This is a genomic window from Streptomyces sp. NPDC085931 (assembly GCF_044540565.1).
Classification (GTDB): Bacteria; Actinomycetota; Actinomycetes; order Streptomycetales; family Streptomycetaceae; genus Streptomyces.
The window spans coordinates 208,603-225,813 of sequence record NZ_JBITSK010000004.1; the positions used below are offsets into that span (position 1 = coordinate 208,603).

The 17,211-nt window shown below is 72.4% G+C and carries 15 protein-coding genes; 7 read left to right on the forward strand and 8 right to left on the reverse strand.

Annotated elements, in window-relative coordinates; genetic code table 11:
- Positions 1-25: 25 nt before the first annotated feature.
- The 3 genes from grpE to ACIGAN_RS09690 form a co-directional block, all read right to left on the reverse strand.
- Complete coding sequence (gene grpE / locus ACIGAN_RS09680; RefSeq protein ID WP_311678082.1) at positions 26-682, reverse strand: nucleotide exchange factor GrpE; 657 nt, start codon at positions 680-682, stop codon at positions 26-28.
- Entirely contained in the window at positions 679-2,532 is a 1,854-nt protein-coding gene (dnaK, locus tag ACIGAN_RS09685; RefSeq protein WP_365090556.1) for a molecular chaperone DnaK, read from the reverse strand. Before dnaK ends, grpE begins: the two co-directional genes overlap by 4 nt.
- Positions 2,533-2,626: 94 nt before the next feature.
- Complete coding sequence (locus ACIGAN_RS09690) at positions 2,627-3,637, reverse strand: MraY family glycosyltransferase (protein ID WP_399856451.1); 1,011 nt, start codon at positions 3,635-3,637, stop codon at positions 2,627-2,629.
- A 243-nt stretch (positions 3,638-3,880) separates the two neighbouring features.
- Here ACIGAN_RS09690 and ACIGAN_RS09695 point away from each other — a divergent pair, with 243 nt between their 5' ends.
- Positions 3,881-6,196 (forward strand): heterodisulfide reductase-related iron-sulfur binding cluster, encoded by a 2,316-nt coding sequence (locus ACIGAN_RS09695; RefSeq protein WP_399856453.1) that lies wholly within the window; start codon positions 3,881-3,883, stop codon positions 6,194-6,196.
- An 83-nt stretch (positions 6,197-6,279) separates the two neighbouring features.
- Here ACIGAN_RS09695 and ACIGAN_RS09700 read toward each other — a convergent pair whose 3' ends face one another.
- Positions 6,280-6,939, reverse strand: coding sequence for a DUF1707 domain-containing protein (locus ACIGAN_RS09700; RefSeq protein ID WP_399856455.1), 660 nt, complete (start codon positions 6,937-6,939; stop codon positions 6,280-6,282).
- A 176-nt stretch (positions 6,940-7,115) separates the two neighbouring features.
- Positions 7,116-7,841, reverse strand: a complete 726-nt coding sequence (locus ACIGAN_RS09705) for a class I SAM-dependent methyltransferase (protein WP_399856457.1) — start codon at positions 7,839-7,841, stop codon at positions 7,116-7,118.
- A gap of 112 nt (positions 7,842-7,953) precedes the next feature.
- On the opposite strand from ACIGAN_RS09705, the gene ACIGAN_RS09710 reads away from it, so the two are divergent.
- Positions 7,954-8,289 (forward strand): DUF6233 domain-containing protein, encoded by a 336-nt coding sequence (locus tag ACIGAN_RS09710; protein ID WP_365090542.1) that lies wholly within the window; start codon positions 7,954-7,956, stop codon positions 8,287-8,289.
- A 354-nt stretch (positions 8,290-8,643) separates the two neighbouring features.
- Here the strand turns inward: ACIGAN_RS09710 and ACIGAN_RS09715 are convergent, their stop codons facing one another.
- Positions 8,644-9,984, reverse strand: coding sequence for a hypothetical protein (locus tag ACIGAN_RS09715; RefSeq protein ID WP_399856459.1), 1,341 nt, complete (start codon positions 9,982-9,984; stop codon positions 8,644-8,646).
- A 330-nt stretch (positions 9,985-10,314) separates the two neighbouring features.
- On the opposite strand from ACIGAN_RS09715, the gene ACIGAN_RS09720 reads away from it, so the two are divergent.
- From ACIGAN_RS09720 to ACIGAN_RS09740, 5 genes are all read left to right on the forward strand, one after another.
- A complete protein-coding gene (locus ACIGAN_RS09720) occupies positions 10,315-10,533 on the forward strand; it encodes a hypothetical protein (protein ID WP_365739426.1) in 219 nt (72 codons plus the stop codon).
- Positions 10,534-10,562: 29 nt separating this feature from the next.
- Positions 10,563-11,969 carry an FG-GAP-like repeat-containing protein gene (locus tag ACIGAN_RS09725; protein WP_399856461.1) on the forward strand — a complete coding sequence of 469 codons (1,407 nt, stop codon included), beginning with the start codon at positions 10,563-10,565 and terminating at the stop codon, positions 11,967-11,969.
- A gap of 35 nt (positions 11,970-12,004) precedes the next feature.
- Positions 12,005-13,420: an FG-GAP-like repeat-containing protein gene (locus ACIGAN_RS09730; protein WP_399856463.1), complete on the forward strand. Its 1,416-nt coding sequence runs from the start codon at positions 12,005-12,007 to the stop codon at positions 13,418-13,420.
- A gap of 42 nt (positions 13,421-13,462) precedes the next feature.
- A complete protein-coding gene (locus tag ACIGAN_RS09735; RefSeq protein WP_399856465.1) occupies positions 13,463-14,890 on the forward strand; it encodes a VCBS repeat-containing protein in 1,428 nt (475 codons plus the stop codon).
- A gap of 120 nt (positions 14,891-15,010) precedes the next feature.
- A complete protein-coding gene (locus tag ACIGAN_RS09740) occupies positions 15,011-16,039 on the forward strand; it encodes a Yip1 family protein (protein WP_399856467.1) in 1,029 nt (342 codons plus the stop codon).
- 59 nt (positions 16,040-16,098) lie between these two features.
- On the opposite strand, the gene ACIGAN_RS09745 is transcribed toward ACIGAN_RS09740, so the two are convergent.
- Complete coding sequence (locus tag ACIGAN_RS09745) at positions 16,099-16,596, reverse strand: phosphoribosyltransferase (protein WP_365090523.1); 498 nt, start codon at positions 16,594-16,596, stop codon at positions 16,099-16,101.
- A 26-nt stretch (positions 16,597-16,622) separates the two neighbouring features.
- Entirely contained in the window at positions 16,623-17,198 is a 576-nt protein-coding gene (gene dcd / locus ACIGAN_RS09750; RefSeq protein ID WP_309097764.1) for a dCTP deaminase, read from the reverse strand.
- Positions 17,199-17,211 lie beyond the last annotated feature (13 nt).

The window sequence follows — 17,211 nt, forward strand, 5'->3', positions numbered from 1 at the left end:
ACGCCCCTCCTTCCCTTCCTCCACGTCAGCCCTCGTCCGGGCCACCGCTCTCCTTGTCGTCGGCTTCGGCGGACTCCTCCGCCTTGACCGTCTGTGCCCCCGGCTGGGGTTCGGCCACCGCCACCCGCGCGGGGCGGATGGTGCGCTCGCCGATCCGGTACCCGGGCTGCAGAATCGCCACGCAGGTCGTCTCCGTGACGTCCGGCGCGTAGCTGTGCATCAGGGCTTCGTGGATCGTCGGGTCGAAGGGCTCGCCCTCCTTGCCGAACTGCTGCAGGCCCATCTTCGCCGCGGTGCTCTCCAGCGACTCGGCGACGGACTTGAAGCCGCCGACCAGTTCGCCGTGCTCGCGGGCGCGGCCGATGTCGTCGAGCACGGGCAGGAGCTCGGTCAGGAGGTTCGCGATGGCGATCTCCTTGACCGCGATCCGGTCGCGCTCGACCCGGCGGCGGTAGTTCTGGTACTCGGCCTGGAGGCGCTGGAGGTCAGCGGTGCGCTCACCGAGCGCGGTGCGCACCTGGTCCAGCTGGGCCACCAGACCGGCGTCCTGGCCCGTGTCCCCGGCCGGGGCCGCCTTCTCCTCCGGGGAGGAGGAGGCGGCCTTCGGCTCGGCGTCGTCGGAGGTGGCGCCGGAAGGGACGTCGGGCTGCTGCTCGTCGAAGCCCGGGGTCTCCTCCGTCACGCGGCACCGTCCTTCCGGTCCTCGTCGACGATCTCGGCGTCGACGACGTCGTCGTCGGCCTTGGCGTCACCGGCACCCGCGGCTCCGGCGGAGGCGCCGCCGGCGGCCTGGGCGCCCTGGGCGTCGGCGTACATGGCCTGGCCCAGCTTCTGGGAGACGGCCGCGACCTTCTCCGTGGCCGTGCGGATCTCGGCCGTGTCCTCGCCCTTGAGCTTCTCCTTCAGCTCGGCGACGGCCTCCTCGACCTCGGTCTTGATCTCGCCCGGGACCTTGTCCTCGTTGTCCTTGAGGAACTTCTCGGTCTGGTAGACGAGCTGCTCGCCCTGGTTGCGGGTCTCGGCGGCCTCGCGGCGCTTGTGGTCCTCCTCCGCGTAGCGCTCGGCCTCCTCGCGCATGCGGTCGACCTCGTCCTTCGGCAGCGAGGAGCCGCCGGTGACGGTCATCTTCTGCTCCTTGCCCGTGCCCAGGTCCTTCGCGGTCACGTGCATGATGCCGTTGGCGTCGATGTCGAAGGAGACCTCGATCTGCGGGACGCCGCGCGGCGCCGGGGGCAGACCGGTCAGCTCGAACATCCCGAGCTTCTTGTTGTACGCCGCGATCTCGCGCTCGCCCTGGTAGACCTGGATCTGCACGGACGGCTGGTTGTCCTCGGCGGTGGTGAAGATCTCGGACCGCTTGGTCGGGATCGTCGTGTTCCGCTCGATGAGCTTGGTCATGATGCCGCCCTTGGTCTCGATGCCGAGGGACAGCGGGGTGACGTCGAGGAGCAGGACGTCCTTGACCTCGCCCTTGAGGACACCGGCCTGCAGGGCGGCGCCGATGGCGACGACCTCGTCCGGGTTGACGCCCTTGTTGGCGTCCTTGCCGCCGGTCAGCTCCTTGACGAGCTCGGCGACGGCGGGCATGCGGGTCGAGCCGCCGACCAGGACGACGTGGTCGATCTCGCTGATGGAGATGCCGGCGTCCTTGATGACGTTGTGGAACGGCGTCTTGCAGCGCTCCAGCAGGTCCGCGGTCAGCTGCTGGAACTGGGCGCGGGTGAGCTTCTCGTCGAGGTGCAGGGGGCCCTCGGCGGAGGCGGTGATGTAGGGCAGGTTGATCGAGGTCTCGGTGGACGAGGACAGCTCGATCTTCGCCTTCTCGGCGGCCTCGCGCAGACGCTGCAGGGCCATCTTGTCCTTGCCCAGGTCCACGCCGTGGCCGGACTGGAACTGCTGGACCAGGTAGTCGACGATGCGCTGGTCCCAGTCGTCACCACCGAGGTGGTTGTCACCGTTGGTGGCCTTCACCTCGACGACGCCGTCGCCGATCTCCAGCAGCGAGACGTCGAACGTACCGCCACCGAGGTCGAAGACCAGGATCGTCTGGTCGTCCTTGTCGAGGCCGTACGCCAGCGCGGCCGCGGTCGGCTCGTTGACGATGCGCAGCACGTTCAGGCCGGCGATCTCACCGGCCTCCTTCGTGGCCTGGCGCTCGGAGTCGTTGAAGTACGCCGGGACGGTGATGACCGCGTCGGTCACCTTCTCGCCCAGGTAGGCCTCCGCGTCCCGCTTCAGCTTCTGCAGCACGAAGGCGCTGATCTGCTGCGGGTTGAAGGGCTTCCCGTCAAGCTCGATCTTCCAGTCCGTGCCCATGTGGCGCTTGACGGAGCGGATGGTCCGGTCCACGTTCGTGACCGCCTGGCGCTTGGCGACCTCGCCGACGAGCACCTCACCGTTCTTCGCGAAGGCGACGACGGACGGCGTGGTCCTGGCGCCCTCGGCGTTGGTGATGACGGTGGGCTCGCCGCCCTCCAGAACGCTGACGACGGAGTTAGTCGTGCCCAGGTCGATGCCGACCGCACGTGCCATGGTTGATTCCTCCAGCTGACTTGAGTGGAACGGACTCAAGTGTGCACGACGGCTCCCGAGCGGTCAACAGAGCTGAGTCGAGCGGACTCAACTCTTATCCGTTCCTTACACGCAACGGACCTCTGACCTGCGGCGATACTGAGCGTCGACCGGTGTGCACAGGAACACGAAAGAGGGCCAGCACCAGCACCAGCGCCCCGCCCGCCACCCACCACAGGGCCTGGCCCCCCACCCGCTCGGCGTGCGCGAGTACCCCGACGACCACTGCGGACAACGCCGCGAAGCCCAGCAGCAGGGTGACCCCCGGCACGGTCAGCCCGAACCGCCGCAGCCGGTGCCCGAGGTGGTCGGGCCCGCCCCGGACCACGGGCCGCCCGTCCAGCCGCCGCGCCAGCAGCACCAGGACGGCGTCCGCGCTCGCCAGAGCCGTCAGCGCGAAGAGCACCCCCGCGCTCTCCCCGAGCCCGAACCCGGCCCGGACGTGCACCAGGCCGAGGGCGATCACGAACCCCGCGGGCATGGCGCCGCAGCTGCCCAGCGCCACGCGCGCGGGATGCCAGCTGTGCAGCAGGACCCCGGTCAGCGCCGCGGCCAGCACGCTCATCAGCCCGGCGACCCCGTCCAGCACGTCGACCGCCGCACAGGCCGCCACCCCGAAGGCGGTGACCACCCCGGCCGTCCCCGCGAGCCCGTCGGCGTGGTCCAGCCCCCGGAAGGCGAGGGTCACCCCGACGGCCCAGACGACGGCGAGCAGCCCGGGCCCCACCCCGGTCTCGCCGTAGGGCACGGCACACGCGGCGGCCACGGCCGTACCCATGGCCAGCACCCGCCGCCGCAGCCGCCACACGTCGTCGGCGAGCCCCAGCAGGGCGACGGCGCCGCCGGCGGCGAGCAGCCCGCCGATCCCGCTGCCGTCCGCACCCCACTGCTGCACGCCGGCCACGCCCCCGGTGACCAGCACGAGGGCGACTCCCCCCGACAACGGCACCTCGCGCTGCCGCCGCCGTTCGACCAGCCGCAGCCGGAGGGCGGGGGTCCGCAGGGCGGCCGCGAGCAGGGCGGTGAGCAGGAGGGCGGTGGCGGCGGCAGCGATCCCGTAGAGCACGGATATAAGTTAGGCGTCACTATGACAATTCGGTACGAATAACACGACGGGATCGCGGCCGGATTCCGGGCCGCTCCTGAGGCGACCCTCAGCGATTCAGATCACTGCCCACCCGGCTACAGTGCGGCGGAAGATAGGGGTAGTCTCAGACGGACTGCATAAGTTACCGCTTAGTAATTTCGGGGAACCCTCGGAAACGACAGGTCGCCCCGACGAAACCCCTCGCAGGCCCGAGGAGCCCCCATGCAACTCGCCGCGATCATCGTGTCGCTGGTACTGACCGTGGTCGGCGTCGCGCTGCTCGCACGCGCGATCGGCCAGTTCGTCCGGTACTTCAAGCTGGGCCAGCCCGTGCCCGCCGGTACCCGGACCGACAACCCCTACCAGCGCAGCGTGACCCTGGTGAAGGAGTTCCTCGGCCACACGCGCATGAACCGGTGGGGCATCGTCGGCATCGCCCACTGGTTCGTCGCGATCGGCTTCCTGACGCTGCCGCCGACGATCATCACCGCGTACGGCCAGCTGTTCCAGGCCGACTGGACGCTGCCGGTGCTCGGCGGCTTCCTCCCGTACGAGCTCTACATCGAGTTCATCGCGGCCATGACGACCCTCGGCATCGCGACCCTCATGGTCATCCGCCTGCTGAACCTGCCGTCGCGCCCGGGCCGCAAGTCCCGCTTCACCGGCTCGAAGATGGGCCAGGCGTACTTCGTCGAGTACGTCATCCTCACCATCGGCCTGGCGATCTACGTGCTGCGGGGCCTGGAGGGCGCGCTGCACCACGTGGACCACTACGAGGCCGCGTACTTCGCCTCGTACCCGCTGGTCCTGGCCTTCGAGGGGCTGAGCGTCACGGCGCTGCAGAACCTCGTCTACTTCTTCGCGATGATCAAGCTGGGCACGACCATGATCTGGATGATCACGGTCAGCCTGAACACCAACATGGGTGTGGCCTGGCACCGCTTCCTGGCGTTCCCGAACATCTGGTTCAAGCGCAACGCCGACGGCTCCACCGCGCTGGGCGCCCTGCAGCCGATGACGTCCGGCGGCAAGCCGATCGACTTCACCGACCCGGGCGACGACGACGTCTTCGGCGTCTCCCAGGTCGAGCAGTTCTCCTGGAAGGGCCTGCTGGACTTCTCCACCTGCACCGAGTGCGGCCGCTGCCAGTCGCAGTGCCCCGCCTGGAACACGGGCAAGCCCCTCTCCCCGAAGCTGCTGATCATGTCGCTGCGCGACCACGCGCACGCCAAGGCCCCGTACCTGCTGGCCGGCGGCGGCAAGACCATGGAGGGCGAGGAGAAGGCGTCCGAGGAGCAGCTGAAGGACGTCCCCGCCGCCGCCCTGGCCGAGGCCGAGCGCCCCCTGGTCGGCACGCTGGAGGACAACGGCGTCATCGACCCGGACGTCCTGTGGTCCTGCACCACCTGCGGTGCCTGCGTCGAGCAGTGCCCGGTCGACATCGAGCACGTCGACCACATCGTCGACATGCGCCGCTACCAGGTGATGATCGAGTCCGCGTTCCCGTCCGAGGCGGGCACGATGCTCAAGAACCTGGAGAAGAAGGGCAACCCCTGGGGCCTGGCGAAGAAGCAGCGCCTGGAGTGGCTCAAGGAGGTCGACTTCGAGGTCCCGGTCGTCGGCAAGGACATCGAGGACCTGTCCGAGGTCGAGTACCTGTACTGGGTCGGCTGCGCCGGCGCCCTGGAGGACCGCGCCAAGAAGACCACCAAGGCCTTCGCGGAGCTGCTGCACATCGCGGGCGTCAAGTTCGCGATCATGGGCGGCGACGAGAAGTGCACCGGTGACTCCGCCCGCCGCCTGGGCAACGAGCCCCTGTTCCAGGAGCTCGGCATGGAGAACGTCATGGCGCTGAACACGGCGTTCGGCGAGGAGATGGACGACGAGGGCAAGGTGACGCCCGAGTCGGCGAAGCCGAAGTCCGCGAAGAAGATCGTCGCCACCTGCCCGCACTGCCTCAACACGCTCGGCAACGAGTACCCGCAGCTCGGCGGCGACTACGAGGTCATCCACCACACGCAGCTGCTGCAGCACCTCGTCGACGAGGGCAAGCTCATCCCGGTCACGCCGGTCGAGGGCATCATCACGTACCACGACCCGTGCTACCTGGGCCGCCACAACAAGATCTACACGCCGCCGCGCGAGATCATCGCCGCCGTCCCCGGCGTCCGCAACGAGGAGATGCACCGCCACAAGGAGCGGGGCTTCTGCTGCGGCGCGGGTGGCGCGCGGATGTGGATGGAAGAGCGCATCGGCAAGCGCATCAACAACGAGCGCGTGGACGAGGCCCTGTCGGTCAACCCCGACATCGTCTCGACGGCCTGCCCGTTCTGCCTGGTCATGCTCACGGACTCGGTGAACGGCAAGAAGAACGAGGGCAAGGCGAAGGAGTCCATCACGGTCGTGGACGTCGCCCAGCTCCTGCTGGACTCGGTGAAGACACCGGTCGAGGCGGAGCCCGAGGACGACGGCGACGACGAGCCCCCGGCGGGCACGGCGGACTCGCAGAACGCACCGGAGCCGGAGCCGGTGAAGTAGCTCCCCGCTCCGCGCACCCCACGCCGACGCCCCCCGCCCGAGTCATCGGGCGGGGGGCGTCGGCGTCGCCGTGTTCCGGCCGGTCAAGCCCCCGGGTGAGGAGACCCCGTCCGCCGGCCCAGCAGACGTCGGCCGAGGGTGGGGCGGGTGGGGCCGATCACCACGCGGCCGTGGGTTTTCTGGCCGGTCAGTTCCACTCGGAGGGTCACCGGTGTGTCGGAGGACGTCCGAGACCGGCGGTGCTTGATCCTGCAGTGCGTCAGCTGCAAGCCGTCCGTGTCGACGACGATGCCCGGCCTCGTGACCAGCGTCAGTGTCTTCCCCGTCATCGCCACGTCGATCCGCAGCGTGTCGTGCGGGAGCACCGCTTCGGTGAAGTCGAGCGTCACCGTGCAGAACGTCACCGCCAGCTCCAGCCTCCGCGGTACCACCCAGCGTCCCGCGCGCACGACCGGACCGCTGTGCACCTGCTCGATGCGGACGACGTCCTTGGCCTCCGCCCCGGCCGCACCGGTCGCCAGGGCGGGCGGGAGGTCCGCGGTGAGCGGCGCGAGTTCCTTCAGGGTGCGCGCCGACAGGGCCGTCTCCAGGCGCTCGTCCAGCTCGTCCGCGGTCAGCAGGCCGTCCCCCGCCGCGATGCGCAGCACGTCCACCACCCGGTCCCGGTCGGCGTGCGAGGCGCGCAGGTCGGGTGGGGAACCGGGGCCGGACTGCCTCCCGGTGGGCGAGATCTCTCCCGGCATGCTTCCGTCCTGCTTCCGTCCTGATCGGGGATACGCCGGCACGCGACGCGGCCGGCGGCACCCATCATGCCGAGGCCCGGCCGGCGCAACAACCGCGCCCCTCGGGCCCGTTCGGCGGCGGGACGGCGTGGCGGGGGCCTTCTGCCCGTCGCGGTCCGCAGGGTACGACTCCCCGGTCACGGGCGGCGCGCGAGGAAGACGAACTCCCTGCCCGGCCGGTCGGGCGCGTCGCGCACGTCCGCCACCACGAAGCCCTGCGTGACCAGGTCCGCCCCGACCTCCTCGCGTTCGCGGAAGCGCAGGGTCGAGTCCGACGTCAGCACCTGTCCGTCCGCCGCGAAGACGTAGGTCCGGCGGAAGGTCACCAGCGGCCCGCTCACCTCGGTCAGCCGGACCCAGCTCTCGACGGGGCCGACGCCCGGGATCTCCGTCACGCGGTAGGAGTTCTCCCGGGTCCACTCCTCCCAGGCGCGCCGGGCCGGATCACGCGTCTCGAACACCAGGTGCCCGCCCGGCCGCAGTGCTTCGCGGGCTCCCCGCAGCGTCTGCCGCCAGGTGTCCGGATCGACGATCTCCTGGGCGACGTTCGCCGTCATGGTCGCGAGGTCGACCCGCAGCGGCGGAAGGGCCGTGGCGTCTCCGCGGATCCAGCGCACCCGCTCACTGCCCGGTTCGGCCCGGGCCACGTCGATGGCTGCCTGGGCGGGATCGACGCCGACGACGTCGATCCCGCGGTCGGCCAGGAGGAGGGCGAACACCCCCGTTCCGCAGCCGATGTCCAGCACCCGGCGCGCCCCGGTCTCCTGCCGGATGCGGAGGTAGGCGTCGAGATCGCTGCGGTCGGGGTCGAGCCGGTCGTAGAGCGCGGCGAGTCGTGGATGCCGGAAGCATTCGTCAGCCATGGGGCCGACCGTAGGCGGAGCGGGCCGCGGACAGCCACCGGGTTCGCGGCGCTCCGCCCGCACCGGGGGCTCGCTTCCCCACCGCCCCGGCCCGGAATCTAGAATCGAACGTATGAACGATCCAGAGTCGCGGCTCGCGCTGCTCCGATTCCTGGAGCGCGTGCAGGAGCGCGACCTGGCCCGCACCCGTCGGTGGATCGCGGACGAGGAGCGCCGCCAGGCGGAGCGGCGGCGCGGGCTGCTGGCCCGGCCGCCCGCGCCCGACTGGCTGATCGAACGCGGGCTGTCCGGACAGGAGGCCGTGTACGTGCACGTCGGCGGCTGCTGGAACGCCGGGCAGCGCAGCCGCGGCGTCGACCGGGAGCACGCCCGGCGGGCCCTCGCCGAGGGCGTCAAGGCCTGCCCGCAGTGCCGCCCGGACACGGCCCTGGGCTTCATGGACGGCTAGCCGGTCCCCGCCGGGTGGTCCCGGGCTTCATGGACGGCTAGCCGGTCCCCGCCGCGCGCCGCAGTACTGGACGGCCGACCGGCCGTTGCCACCCGCCTCAGCCCCGGACGCTCAACCGGCCTCCGCCGAGCGCCGCGGCCCCGGACGGCCGGCCGGTCCCCGCCGGGTGCGCGTACCAGACGGCCGGCCGCCCGCCGCCGCGAGCCTCACCGCCGGACGATCAACCGGCCGCCGCCACCCACCTCACCGCCGGACGATCAACCGGCCGCCCCCGCGCCCCGCAGCCCCGAGACGATCAACCGGCCGCCCACACGCCCCGCAGCCCGGACGAGCACCCGGCCGCCGCCCCGCGTCTCAGCGTCCCACCCGGACCACCTGGGACGTGGCGCCGCGGAAGGACCCCGTCTCCTCGAAGCGCGCCCGGTAGGAGCCGCGCCCCGCGTCCGGCAGGTCCGCCGAAAAGGCGTGTCCCTCGCCGGACCAGACGGCCTCCGTCGTCAGAAGTTCCGTCCAGCGCCTGCCGTCCCGGGAGTACTCGATGTGCACCGGGATGGTGCCCGGCGTCCAGCCGTCGGGGAAGTCCATCGCGCCCTCGACGCGCACCCCGCCGCCCTGCGCTCGCGTCGCCGAGAAGGACGTGAAGACGGAGGCGCGCAGGACCCTGATCTCCGCGCTGTTCTCGGAGGCCGGGGCGATGAACGGGTCGTCGCTGCGGGACGACACACGGAAGGTGCCCGTCTCCCAGGGAGTGTGCGTGAAGCTGATCCTGCCGTCCGCCCCGGTCGTGAAGTAGCCGACGCTCGCGAACTGCCCGCCGGACGACGGCTCGAACAGCACCCCGCCGCTCTGCCCCGCGAACGGCTCCCAGCCCTGGGGCGTCTCGCGCTCCAGCGTCGCCGTGATCGTGACCTCCTGGCCGAAGTCGATCGTCCGGGCCGCCGCCGGCGCCTCGATGGTCCAGCGGGTGGCCACCTGCCGGACGCCGATCGGGATCGGCGAGGACTCGCCGTACAGGACGTGGGGGTGCGCGCCGTCATGCCGGTACACGGCCTGGACCGGGTCCGCCTCGTTCACCGTGACCGTGCCGGAGAAGTGCCCCGCCGCGTCGGTGCGGACGGTGTTCTCCGTCCAGTAGTCCACGTCGAGGTCGACCCGGTGGTCGGCCAGCGGCTTCAGCTCGCGGCTCCCGGGCCAGCGCCCCTTCAGGTCGCCGTCGACCCGCACCTCGCGGTGGTCGGTGTCGACCTCCGTGCGGTCGGTGCGCATGTTCTCGAAGACGGCCACGACGTAATAGGCGAGCGTGCCCGCGGAGTCGTCGACGGTGCGGTCGCCGTCGGCGTCCGTGGCCTCGACGCGGACGTCGTAGCTGCCGAGGGCGGGCAGGTCGAGCGGCTGCTTCGTGTGCCACACGCCGTCGTCCGCCGTACCGGAGGCCAGGGTGAACGCGTCGGTCTCCACGACGGCCACCTCCTGCCCGGTGGCCGGGGAGACGATGCGGGCCGTGATGCCCGTGACGGCGCTGTCGGAGCGGATGCTCACCTCCAGGGTGCCGAGGTCGTCCGAGACGCTGTCCGCCCAGCGGACGTCCGGCGCCTGCCCCTCCGCGGCCTCCGCCGCGTACGCCCCCGGCACACCGGTCAGCAGGAGCGCGGCGGCCGTACCGATGGCGGCCCAGGCCGCCCGAGTTCTGAACAAGATCCCCCCACAGGAACGCGCCGGAAACCACGAGAGCCGTCCCGCCGGCTCGGGCACGGCCGAACACCTCTTCTGCCGAACACCTTTTCTACCGCAGGGCGATGACAACGGTCCTCCGGGTTCTCCGGCCATGACCCCCGCCGCCCGCGCCCCCTTCAACTCGTCGCGAAAATAACCGAACTCACGTACAACCCTTACGTCCCCACACAGGTCTCCTGATCGCCGACCGCCCATGAACGCCCGGACAACTCCCGGCGAACGGGGACGACCCCGGCGCCTCATCGACCGTGGATGCCCGCCAGGCACCCCGCACGCCGCAGGAGACCCCGTATGAACCAGCCGCCCCGACCGCACGGCGAACCGCGCGGCCGAGCGCACGGCGGACCGCGCAGCGCCCCGCTCGCCGCACCGCACAGCGCCCCGCTCGCGGCACCGCGCAGCGCAGTCGCCGCACCGCCCAGCGTGGCCGCCGCACAGCGCGGCAGCGCACCGCACCGGGACTCCGCATCCACGCCCCAGGCCGGCCCCGGCACCCCCGCCGCCGTCTGAGCCCTTCCACCCCGACCCGGAGTCCCGCCTTGCGCAAGCGCACCCTCTTCCTGGCCGTCGCCCTCACCACCGGCCTGCTCTCCACCACCCCCGCCGCCACGGCCGCGCCCTCCGGCCTCGCCGGCGACTTCAACGGCGACGGCTACCGCGACGTCGCCATCGGCGCGTTCGCCGCCGACGTCGGCTCGGTGTCCGGCGCCGGCGCCGTCGTCGTGCTGTACGGCTCGTCGTCCGGCGTGTCCGCGGCCCGCCGGACGGTCATCACGCAGGACTCCGCCGGTGTCCCGGGCGCCGCCGAGGAGGACGACCGCTTCGGCTACAGCCTCGCCGCCGGCGACCTCGACCGCGACGGCTACTCCGACCTGGTCGTCGGCGCCCAGTACGAGGACATCGGCGACCGGGACGGCGTCGGCTCCGCCACCGTCCTGTGGGGCGGCACGTCCGGCCTGTCCGGCGGCAAGGGCCTGCCCCAGCCGTCCGACCTCACCGAGTGGGGCGGCTTCTCCTCCGGCGTCGCCACCGGCGACTTCGACGGGGACGGCGCGACCGACGTGACGATCACCGGCCAGTCCCGCACCCGCCTCTACAAGGGCCCCTTCACCCGCACGGGCGGCCCCGCGAGCCACACCAGCCTCGGCACGTTCGGCTCCACGTACGAGGTGTTCGCGGGCGACCTGAACCGGGACGGCGACGCCGAGCGCGTCTACCCCTTCCTCGTCGACGGCGACCCGGGCGGCCAGATCGGCTACCACGGCTGGACCGGCACCAAGTACGCCGCCACCGACCTGCCGGACGCCGACGGCGAGCAGGGCACCATCGCCGACGTCAACGGCGACGGCTACGGCGACCTCGTCCTCGGCGACTACCAGGACCCCAGGCCCGAGAAGCCCGGCGGCCACAAGGGCGGTCAGATCACCGTCTGGTACGGCGGCCCGTCCGGCCCCGACCCGGCGCAGCAGCCGACCGTGATCCACCAGGACACCGCGGGCGTGCCCGGCGCGGGCGAGACCGGCGACCTGTTCGGCTCGGCGCTGTCCGCCGGGGACGTCAACGGCGACGGCTACGCCGACATCGCGGTCGGCGCCTGGGCCGAGGACATCGGCTCGGTGGAGGACGCCGGCTCGGTCACCCTGCTGTACGGCTCGGCCAAGGGCCTCACCGGCACCGGCGCCAAGTCCTGGTCGCAGGACACCGCGGGCGTCCCCGGCAGCAACGAGACCATGGACGCCTTCGGCATGACGGTGCGCCTGGTCGACCTCGACAAGAACGGCAAGGCCGACCTGGTCACCGGCGCCGGCTACGAGAACGGCTACGGCGCGGTCACCGTCCTGCGCGGCTCCGCCTCCGGCCCGACCACCTCCGGGTCGCTGTTCGTGTCGGCCCGCGACGTCTCCCTCAAGGGCGGCGCCGCCTTCGCCTGGGCCATCGCCCAGTGACCCCCCGACGACTGCACAGCGAGGCACCCACCCCCATGCGGACCCGTATCACCGCCGTCCTGCTCGCGGCGGCCCTGACCCCGCTCACCCTGACCGTGTCGGCCCACGCCGCCACCGCCGCCGCCCCCTGGGACTTCAACGGCGACGGCCGCACCGACCTCGCGATCGGCGCGCCCGGCGCCACGGTCTCCGGCAAGGCGAAGGCGGGCGCCGTCTCGGTCGTCTACGGCAGCACCGCCGGCCCGAAGACCTCCACGCGCACCCTCCTCACCCAGGACACGGCGGGGATGCCCGGCGCCGCCGAGGCCGACGACGCCTTCGGCTCCGCCCTGGCCTCCGCCGACCTCGACCGGGACGGCTACGCCGACCTGCTGATCGGCGTGCCCGGCGAGGACGCGTACGACACCAACAACGGCACCGTCACCGTGGTGTGGGGCTCGGCGGCCGGCCTGAGCGGCGCCCGTGCGCTCCACAGCCCCTTCGACCGGGACTACGACCGCTACGGCCAGACCCTCGCCGCCGGCGACTTCGACGGCGACGGCGACCCCGACGTGGCGGTCGGCTCCACCGGCCCGGTCACCCTCACCCTCGTCAACGGCCCCCTCACCAAGACCGGTGCGCACGACGGCGCCTCGGGCTCCCGCAACAGCTGGTGGTCGACCACCGCCGGCGTCACCCACCTCTCCTCCGGCGACGTCGCCGGCGACGGCCACCCCCGCGTCGTCCTGCACGGCCGCGCCGCGCACAACGGCGCCGCCACCGCCGCCCTGGCCGACATGGAGATCGGCAACTACCACGACTGGCTGCAGAACCTGCCCGGCGGGTCCGTCTCCGCCGTCGGCGACATCGACGGCGACGGCCACGCCGACATCGCCGTCGGCAACGACCGGGAGCCCGCCGCCGACCCCGACGGCGCCCTCGGCGGCAAGGTCTCCGTCGTCTACGGCGGCCCCGCGGGCGTCGACCCGGACCGCGCCCCGCTCGTCCTCACCCAGGACACCGCAGGGGTGCCCGGCGCCGCCGAGAAGGGCGACCGCTTCGGCAGCGGTGTCGCGCTCGGCGACGTCAACGGCGACGGGCACGCCGACCTGGCGATCGGCACCGCGGGCGAGAACTGGGCCGCCGGAGCCGTGACCGTGCTGTACGGCTCGGCGTCGGGCCTGACCACCAAGGGCGCGGTGTCGTACACCCAGAACACGGCGGGCGTGCCCGGCGCCTCGGAGAACGGCGACCGGTTCGGTGAGCGCGTCGCCCTCACCGACACCACCGGTGACCGCCGCGCCGACCTGGCGGTCTCCGCCCCGGGCGAGAACGCCGGCGACGGCGCGCTGTGGTCCCTGCGCGCCACGGCCACCGGCCTGACGACGTCCGGCGCGACGAGCTTCGGACCCGGCACCACGGGCGTCTCCACGGCGGGCACACCCGGCTACGGCACCGCCCTCACCCCCTGATCACCCGGCCTTCCCCCACCCCCCTCACCTGGAGGTTCCCCCATGCGCAGGCAGACCGCGGCCGCACTCGCCGCCGCCCTGCTCACCGCCGGTCTCACCCCGCTCGCCCTGGTGTCCCCGGCGTCGGCGGCGCCCGCGAAGCACGCCGACGACTTCAACGGCGACGGCTACCGCGACCTCGCCACCGCCGCGCCCTACACCCCGGTCGCCGGGAAGGCCGACGCCGGCGCCGTCGTCGTCACCTACGGTTCCGCGAACGGCATCGCGGCCGCCCGCCGGACCGTCCTCACGCAGGACAGCGCCGGCGTCCCCGGCACCGCCGAGCAGGGCGACCGCTTCGGCAAGGCCCTCGCCTCCGGCGACCTGAACGCCGACGGCTACGCCGACCTGGTCGTCGGCAGCACCGGCGAGGACGTCGGCTCCGACGCCGACGGCGGCTCGGTCACCGTCGTCTGGGGCGGCAAGAACGGCCTGTCCGGCGGCAAGGGCGTCACCGACCCGGCCGTCTCCGCCCACGACGAGTACGGCATGTCCCTCGCCGTCGGCGACTTCGACGGAGACGGCCGCCCCGACCTCGCCACCGGCAGCACCGGCAGCGACGTCTGGATCCACCGGAGCTTCAGCAAGGCGAACGGCTCGGTGTCCCGCTCCGAGCTGGCCACCGGCCTGCGGGGCGGCGCGGGCCTGGCCGGCGCCCAGAGCCTGGCCGCCGGCGACATCGACGGCGACGGCACCGACGACCTGGTCGCCACCGGCAGCCGGGCCTCGGACTACGAGGACGGTGCCATGGTCTTCCTCGGCGCCGCCTCCGGCCTCACCCACCAGACGTTCCTCACCAGCGGCGGCTGGGAGCTGGCCACCGTCGGCGACCTGAACGGCGACGGCCACGCCGACGTCGTCACCGCCGACTACGGCGGCGACGCCAAGAGCCTCGGCGGCTCGGTCAGCGTCTACCCCGGCGGCCCCGACGGCGCCCGCACCAGCCCGCAGGCCACGATCGACCAGGACACCCCCGGCGTCCCCGGCGCGGACGAGGAGGGCGACTGGTTCGGCAACGACCTGTCGATCGCCGACGTCAACGGCGACGGCTTCGGCGACCTGGCCGTCGGCACGATCCACGAGGACGTCGGCGCCGCGGAGATCGCCGGCGGCGTCACCGTCCTGCGCGGCTCGGCCACCGGCCTGACCACCACCGGCGCCCAGTCGTTCACCCAGGACACGGCCGGTGTCCCCGGCACCGCCGAGTCCGCCGACCGCTTCGGCTCCTCGGTGCGCCTGTCCGACCTCACCGGCGACGGCAAGGCGGACCTGTCGGTCGGCTCCGACGGCGAGAACCACCCCTCGGGCGCGGTCTACAGCCTGCGCGGCTCGGCCTCGGGCATCACCACCAAGAACGCGGTCAGCTTCGGGCCGGGCTCCTTCGGCATGTCGACGACCGGCTACCTGCGGCTGGGGCAGGACATGCTCTAGCCGCCCCGGCGGGGCGACCGGGCAGGACATGCTCCAGCCGCCCCGGCGAGGCCCCCGGCCGGACCCGTACGGCCGAACCCCGACGACTCACGGACGCCCAAGGGCCCTGCCCCTTAAGGGATGTCACAGCTCGGCCGCAAAGCCGGGCCCGGACGCCCGGGCCCGGCACGCCACCGCCCGGGACCAGGTACGTTCGAAGACGTGGCTGGATTCAGGATCGGACGCGGCCGGAACAACGGCGCTCCTCAGACGCGACCGCAACACCCTCCGTACGGGCAGCAGACGCCGCAGGGGCCGTCCTACGGCTACCCGCCGGCGCCGCAGCCGTACCCGCAGCAGCAGCCGCCGTACGGCAGCGGCGGCGGCCCCACCTGGCCGCAGTCGAACGCCGGCGGCGGCCCCGGCGGGGGCTACGGCGGCCAGGGCGGTCACGGCGAGCCGGAGTACTTCGGCGACGGCGCGTACCCGCCCGGCCCCCAGGGCCCGCACGACCCGTACGCGGCGAACAACCCGGGCCACACCCAGGCCTTCTCGGTGGGCGAGGACCCCTACATCCAGGGCGACACCTACCGCGCCGGCTCGGCGGCCCCGCCGCCCGGCCCGGTCGGCCCGCGCCTGCACTGGAAGGCCCTGCTGCGGGGCATCGTCCTCGCCCCGAACCAGACGTTCCTCCAGATGCGGGACTACACGATGTGGGGCCCGGCCCTGATCGTCACGTTCCTCTACGGGCTGCTCGCCGTCTTCGGCTTCGACGGCGCCCGCGCGGATGCGATAAACGCCACACTCTCGAACGCGATCCCCATCGTCCTGACGACGGCCGTCGCGATGGTGCTCAGCGCGTTCGTCCTGGGCGTGGTCACCCACACCCTGGCCCGCCAGCTCGGCGGCGACGGCGCCTGGCAGCCCACGGTCGGCCTGTCCATGCTGATCATGTCCCTCACGGACGCCCCCCGCCTGGTCTTCGCGATGTTCGCCGGCGGCGACGCGATGTTCGTGCAGCTGCTGGGCTGGGCGACCTGGGTCGCGGGCGGCGTGCTGCTGACGCTGATGGTCGGCCGCTCCCACGACCTGCCCTGGCCGAAGGCGCTGGGCGCGTCGGCGATCCAGCTGATCGCGCTGCTGTCGATCGTGAAGCTGGGCACGGTCTGACCCACCGCACGCATGAGGAAGGGGCTCCCCGGCCGGGGAGCCCTTTCCTCATGCCGCTCTCAGGCGTCGAGCACCTGCCCGGCCCGCCGCACCACGGGCGGTTCGACGCTCCACGGGAAGTTGATCCACTCGTCGGTCCGCTTCCACACGTACTCGCACTTCACCAGCGAGTGGGACTTCTCGTAGACGACGGCGCTGCGCACCTCCGCGACGGTGTCGAGGCAGAAGTCGCGCACCAGCTTGAGCGTCTTGCCGGTGTCGGCGACGTCGTCGGTGATCAGCACCTTCTTCTCGGAGAAGTCGATGACGTTCGGCACGGGCGCCAGCATGACGGGCATCTCGAGGGTGGTCCCCACGCCCGTGTAGAACTCGACGTTCACCAGGTGGATGTTCTTGCAGTCCAGGGCGTAGGCGAGGCCGCCGGCCACGAAGACGCCGCCGCGGGCGATGCTGAGCACGATGTCGGGCTCATAGCCGTCGTCGGCGATCGTCTGCGCGAGCTCGCGCACGGCGACGCCGAACTTCTCGTAGGTCAGGTTCTCCCGCACACCGCTCATGTCCGTGCCGCCCCTGTCCGCGCCGCTCACACCTGGGTCCGATGGAAGTTGAGGAAGGACCGGGAGGCGGTCGGCCCCCGCTGTCCCTGGTACCGCGATCCGTACCGCTCGCTGCCGTACGGGAAGTCGGCGGGCGAGCTGAGCCGGAACATGCACAGCTGCCCGATCTTCATCCCCGGCCACAGCTTGATCGGCAGGGTCGCGAGGTTGGACAGCTCGAGGGTCACGTGCCCGCTGAAGCCCGGGTCGATGAACCCGGCCGTGGAGTGCGTCACCAGCCCCAGCCGCCCCAGCGAACTCTTGCCCTCCAGCCGGGAGGCGAGGTCGTCGGGCAGCGTGATGACCTCGTAGGTGCTGGCGAGGACGAACTCCCCGGGGTGCAGGATGAACGGCTCGTCGCCCTCCGGCTCCACGAGCCGGGTCAGGTCGGCCTGCTCGATGGCGGGGTCGATGTGGGGGTACCGGTGATTCTCGAACACCCGGAAGTAGCGGTCGAGCCGCACGTCGATGCTCGACGGCTGCACCATCGCGTCGTCATACGGATCGATGCGTACCCGTCCGGCGTCGATCTCGGCCCGGATGTCCTTGTCTGAGAGAAGCACGCCCCGAGGATAC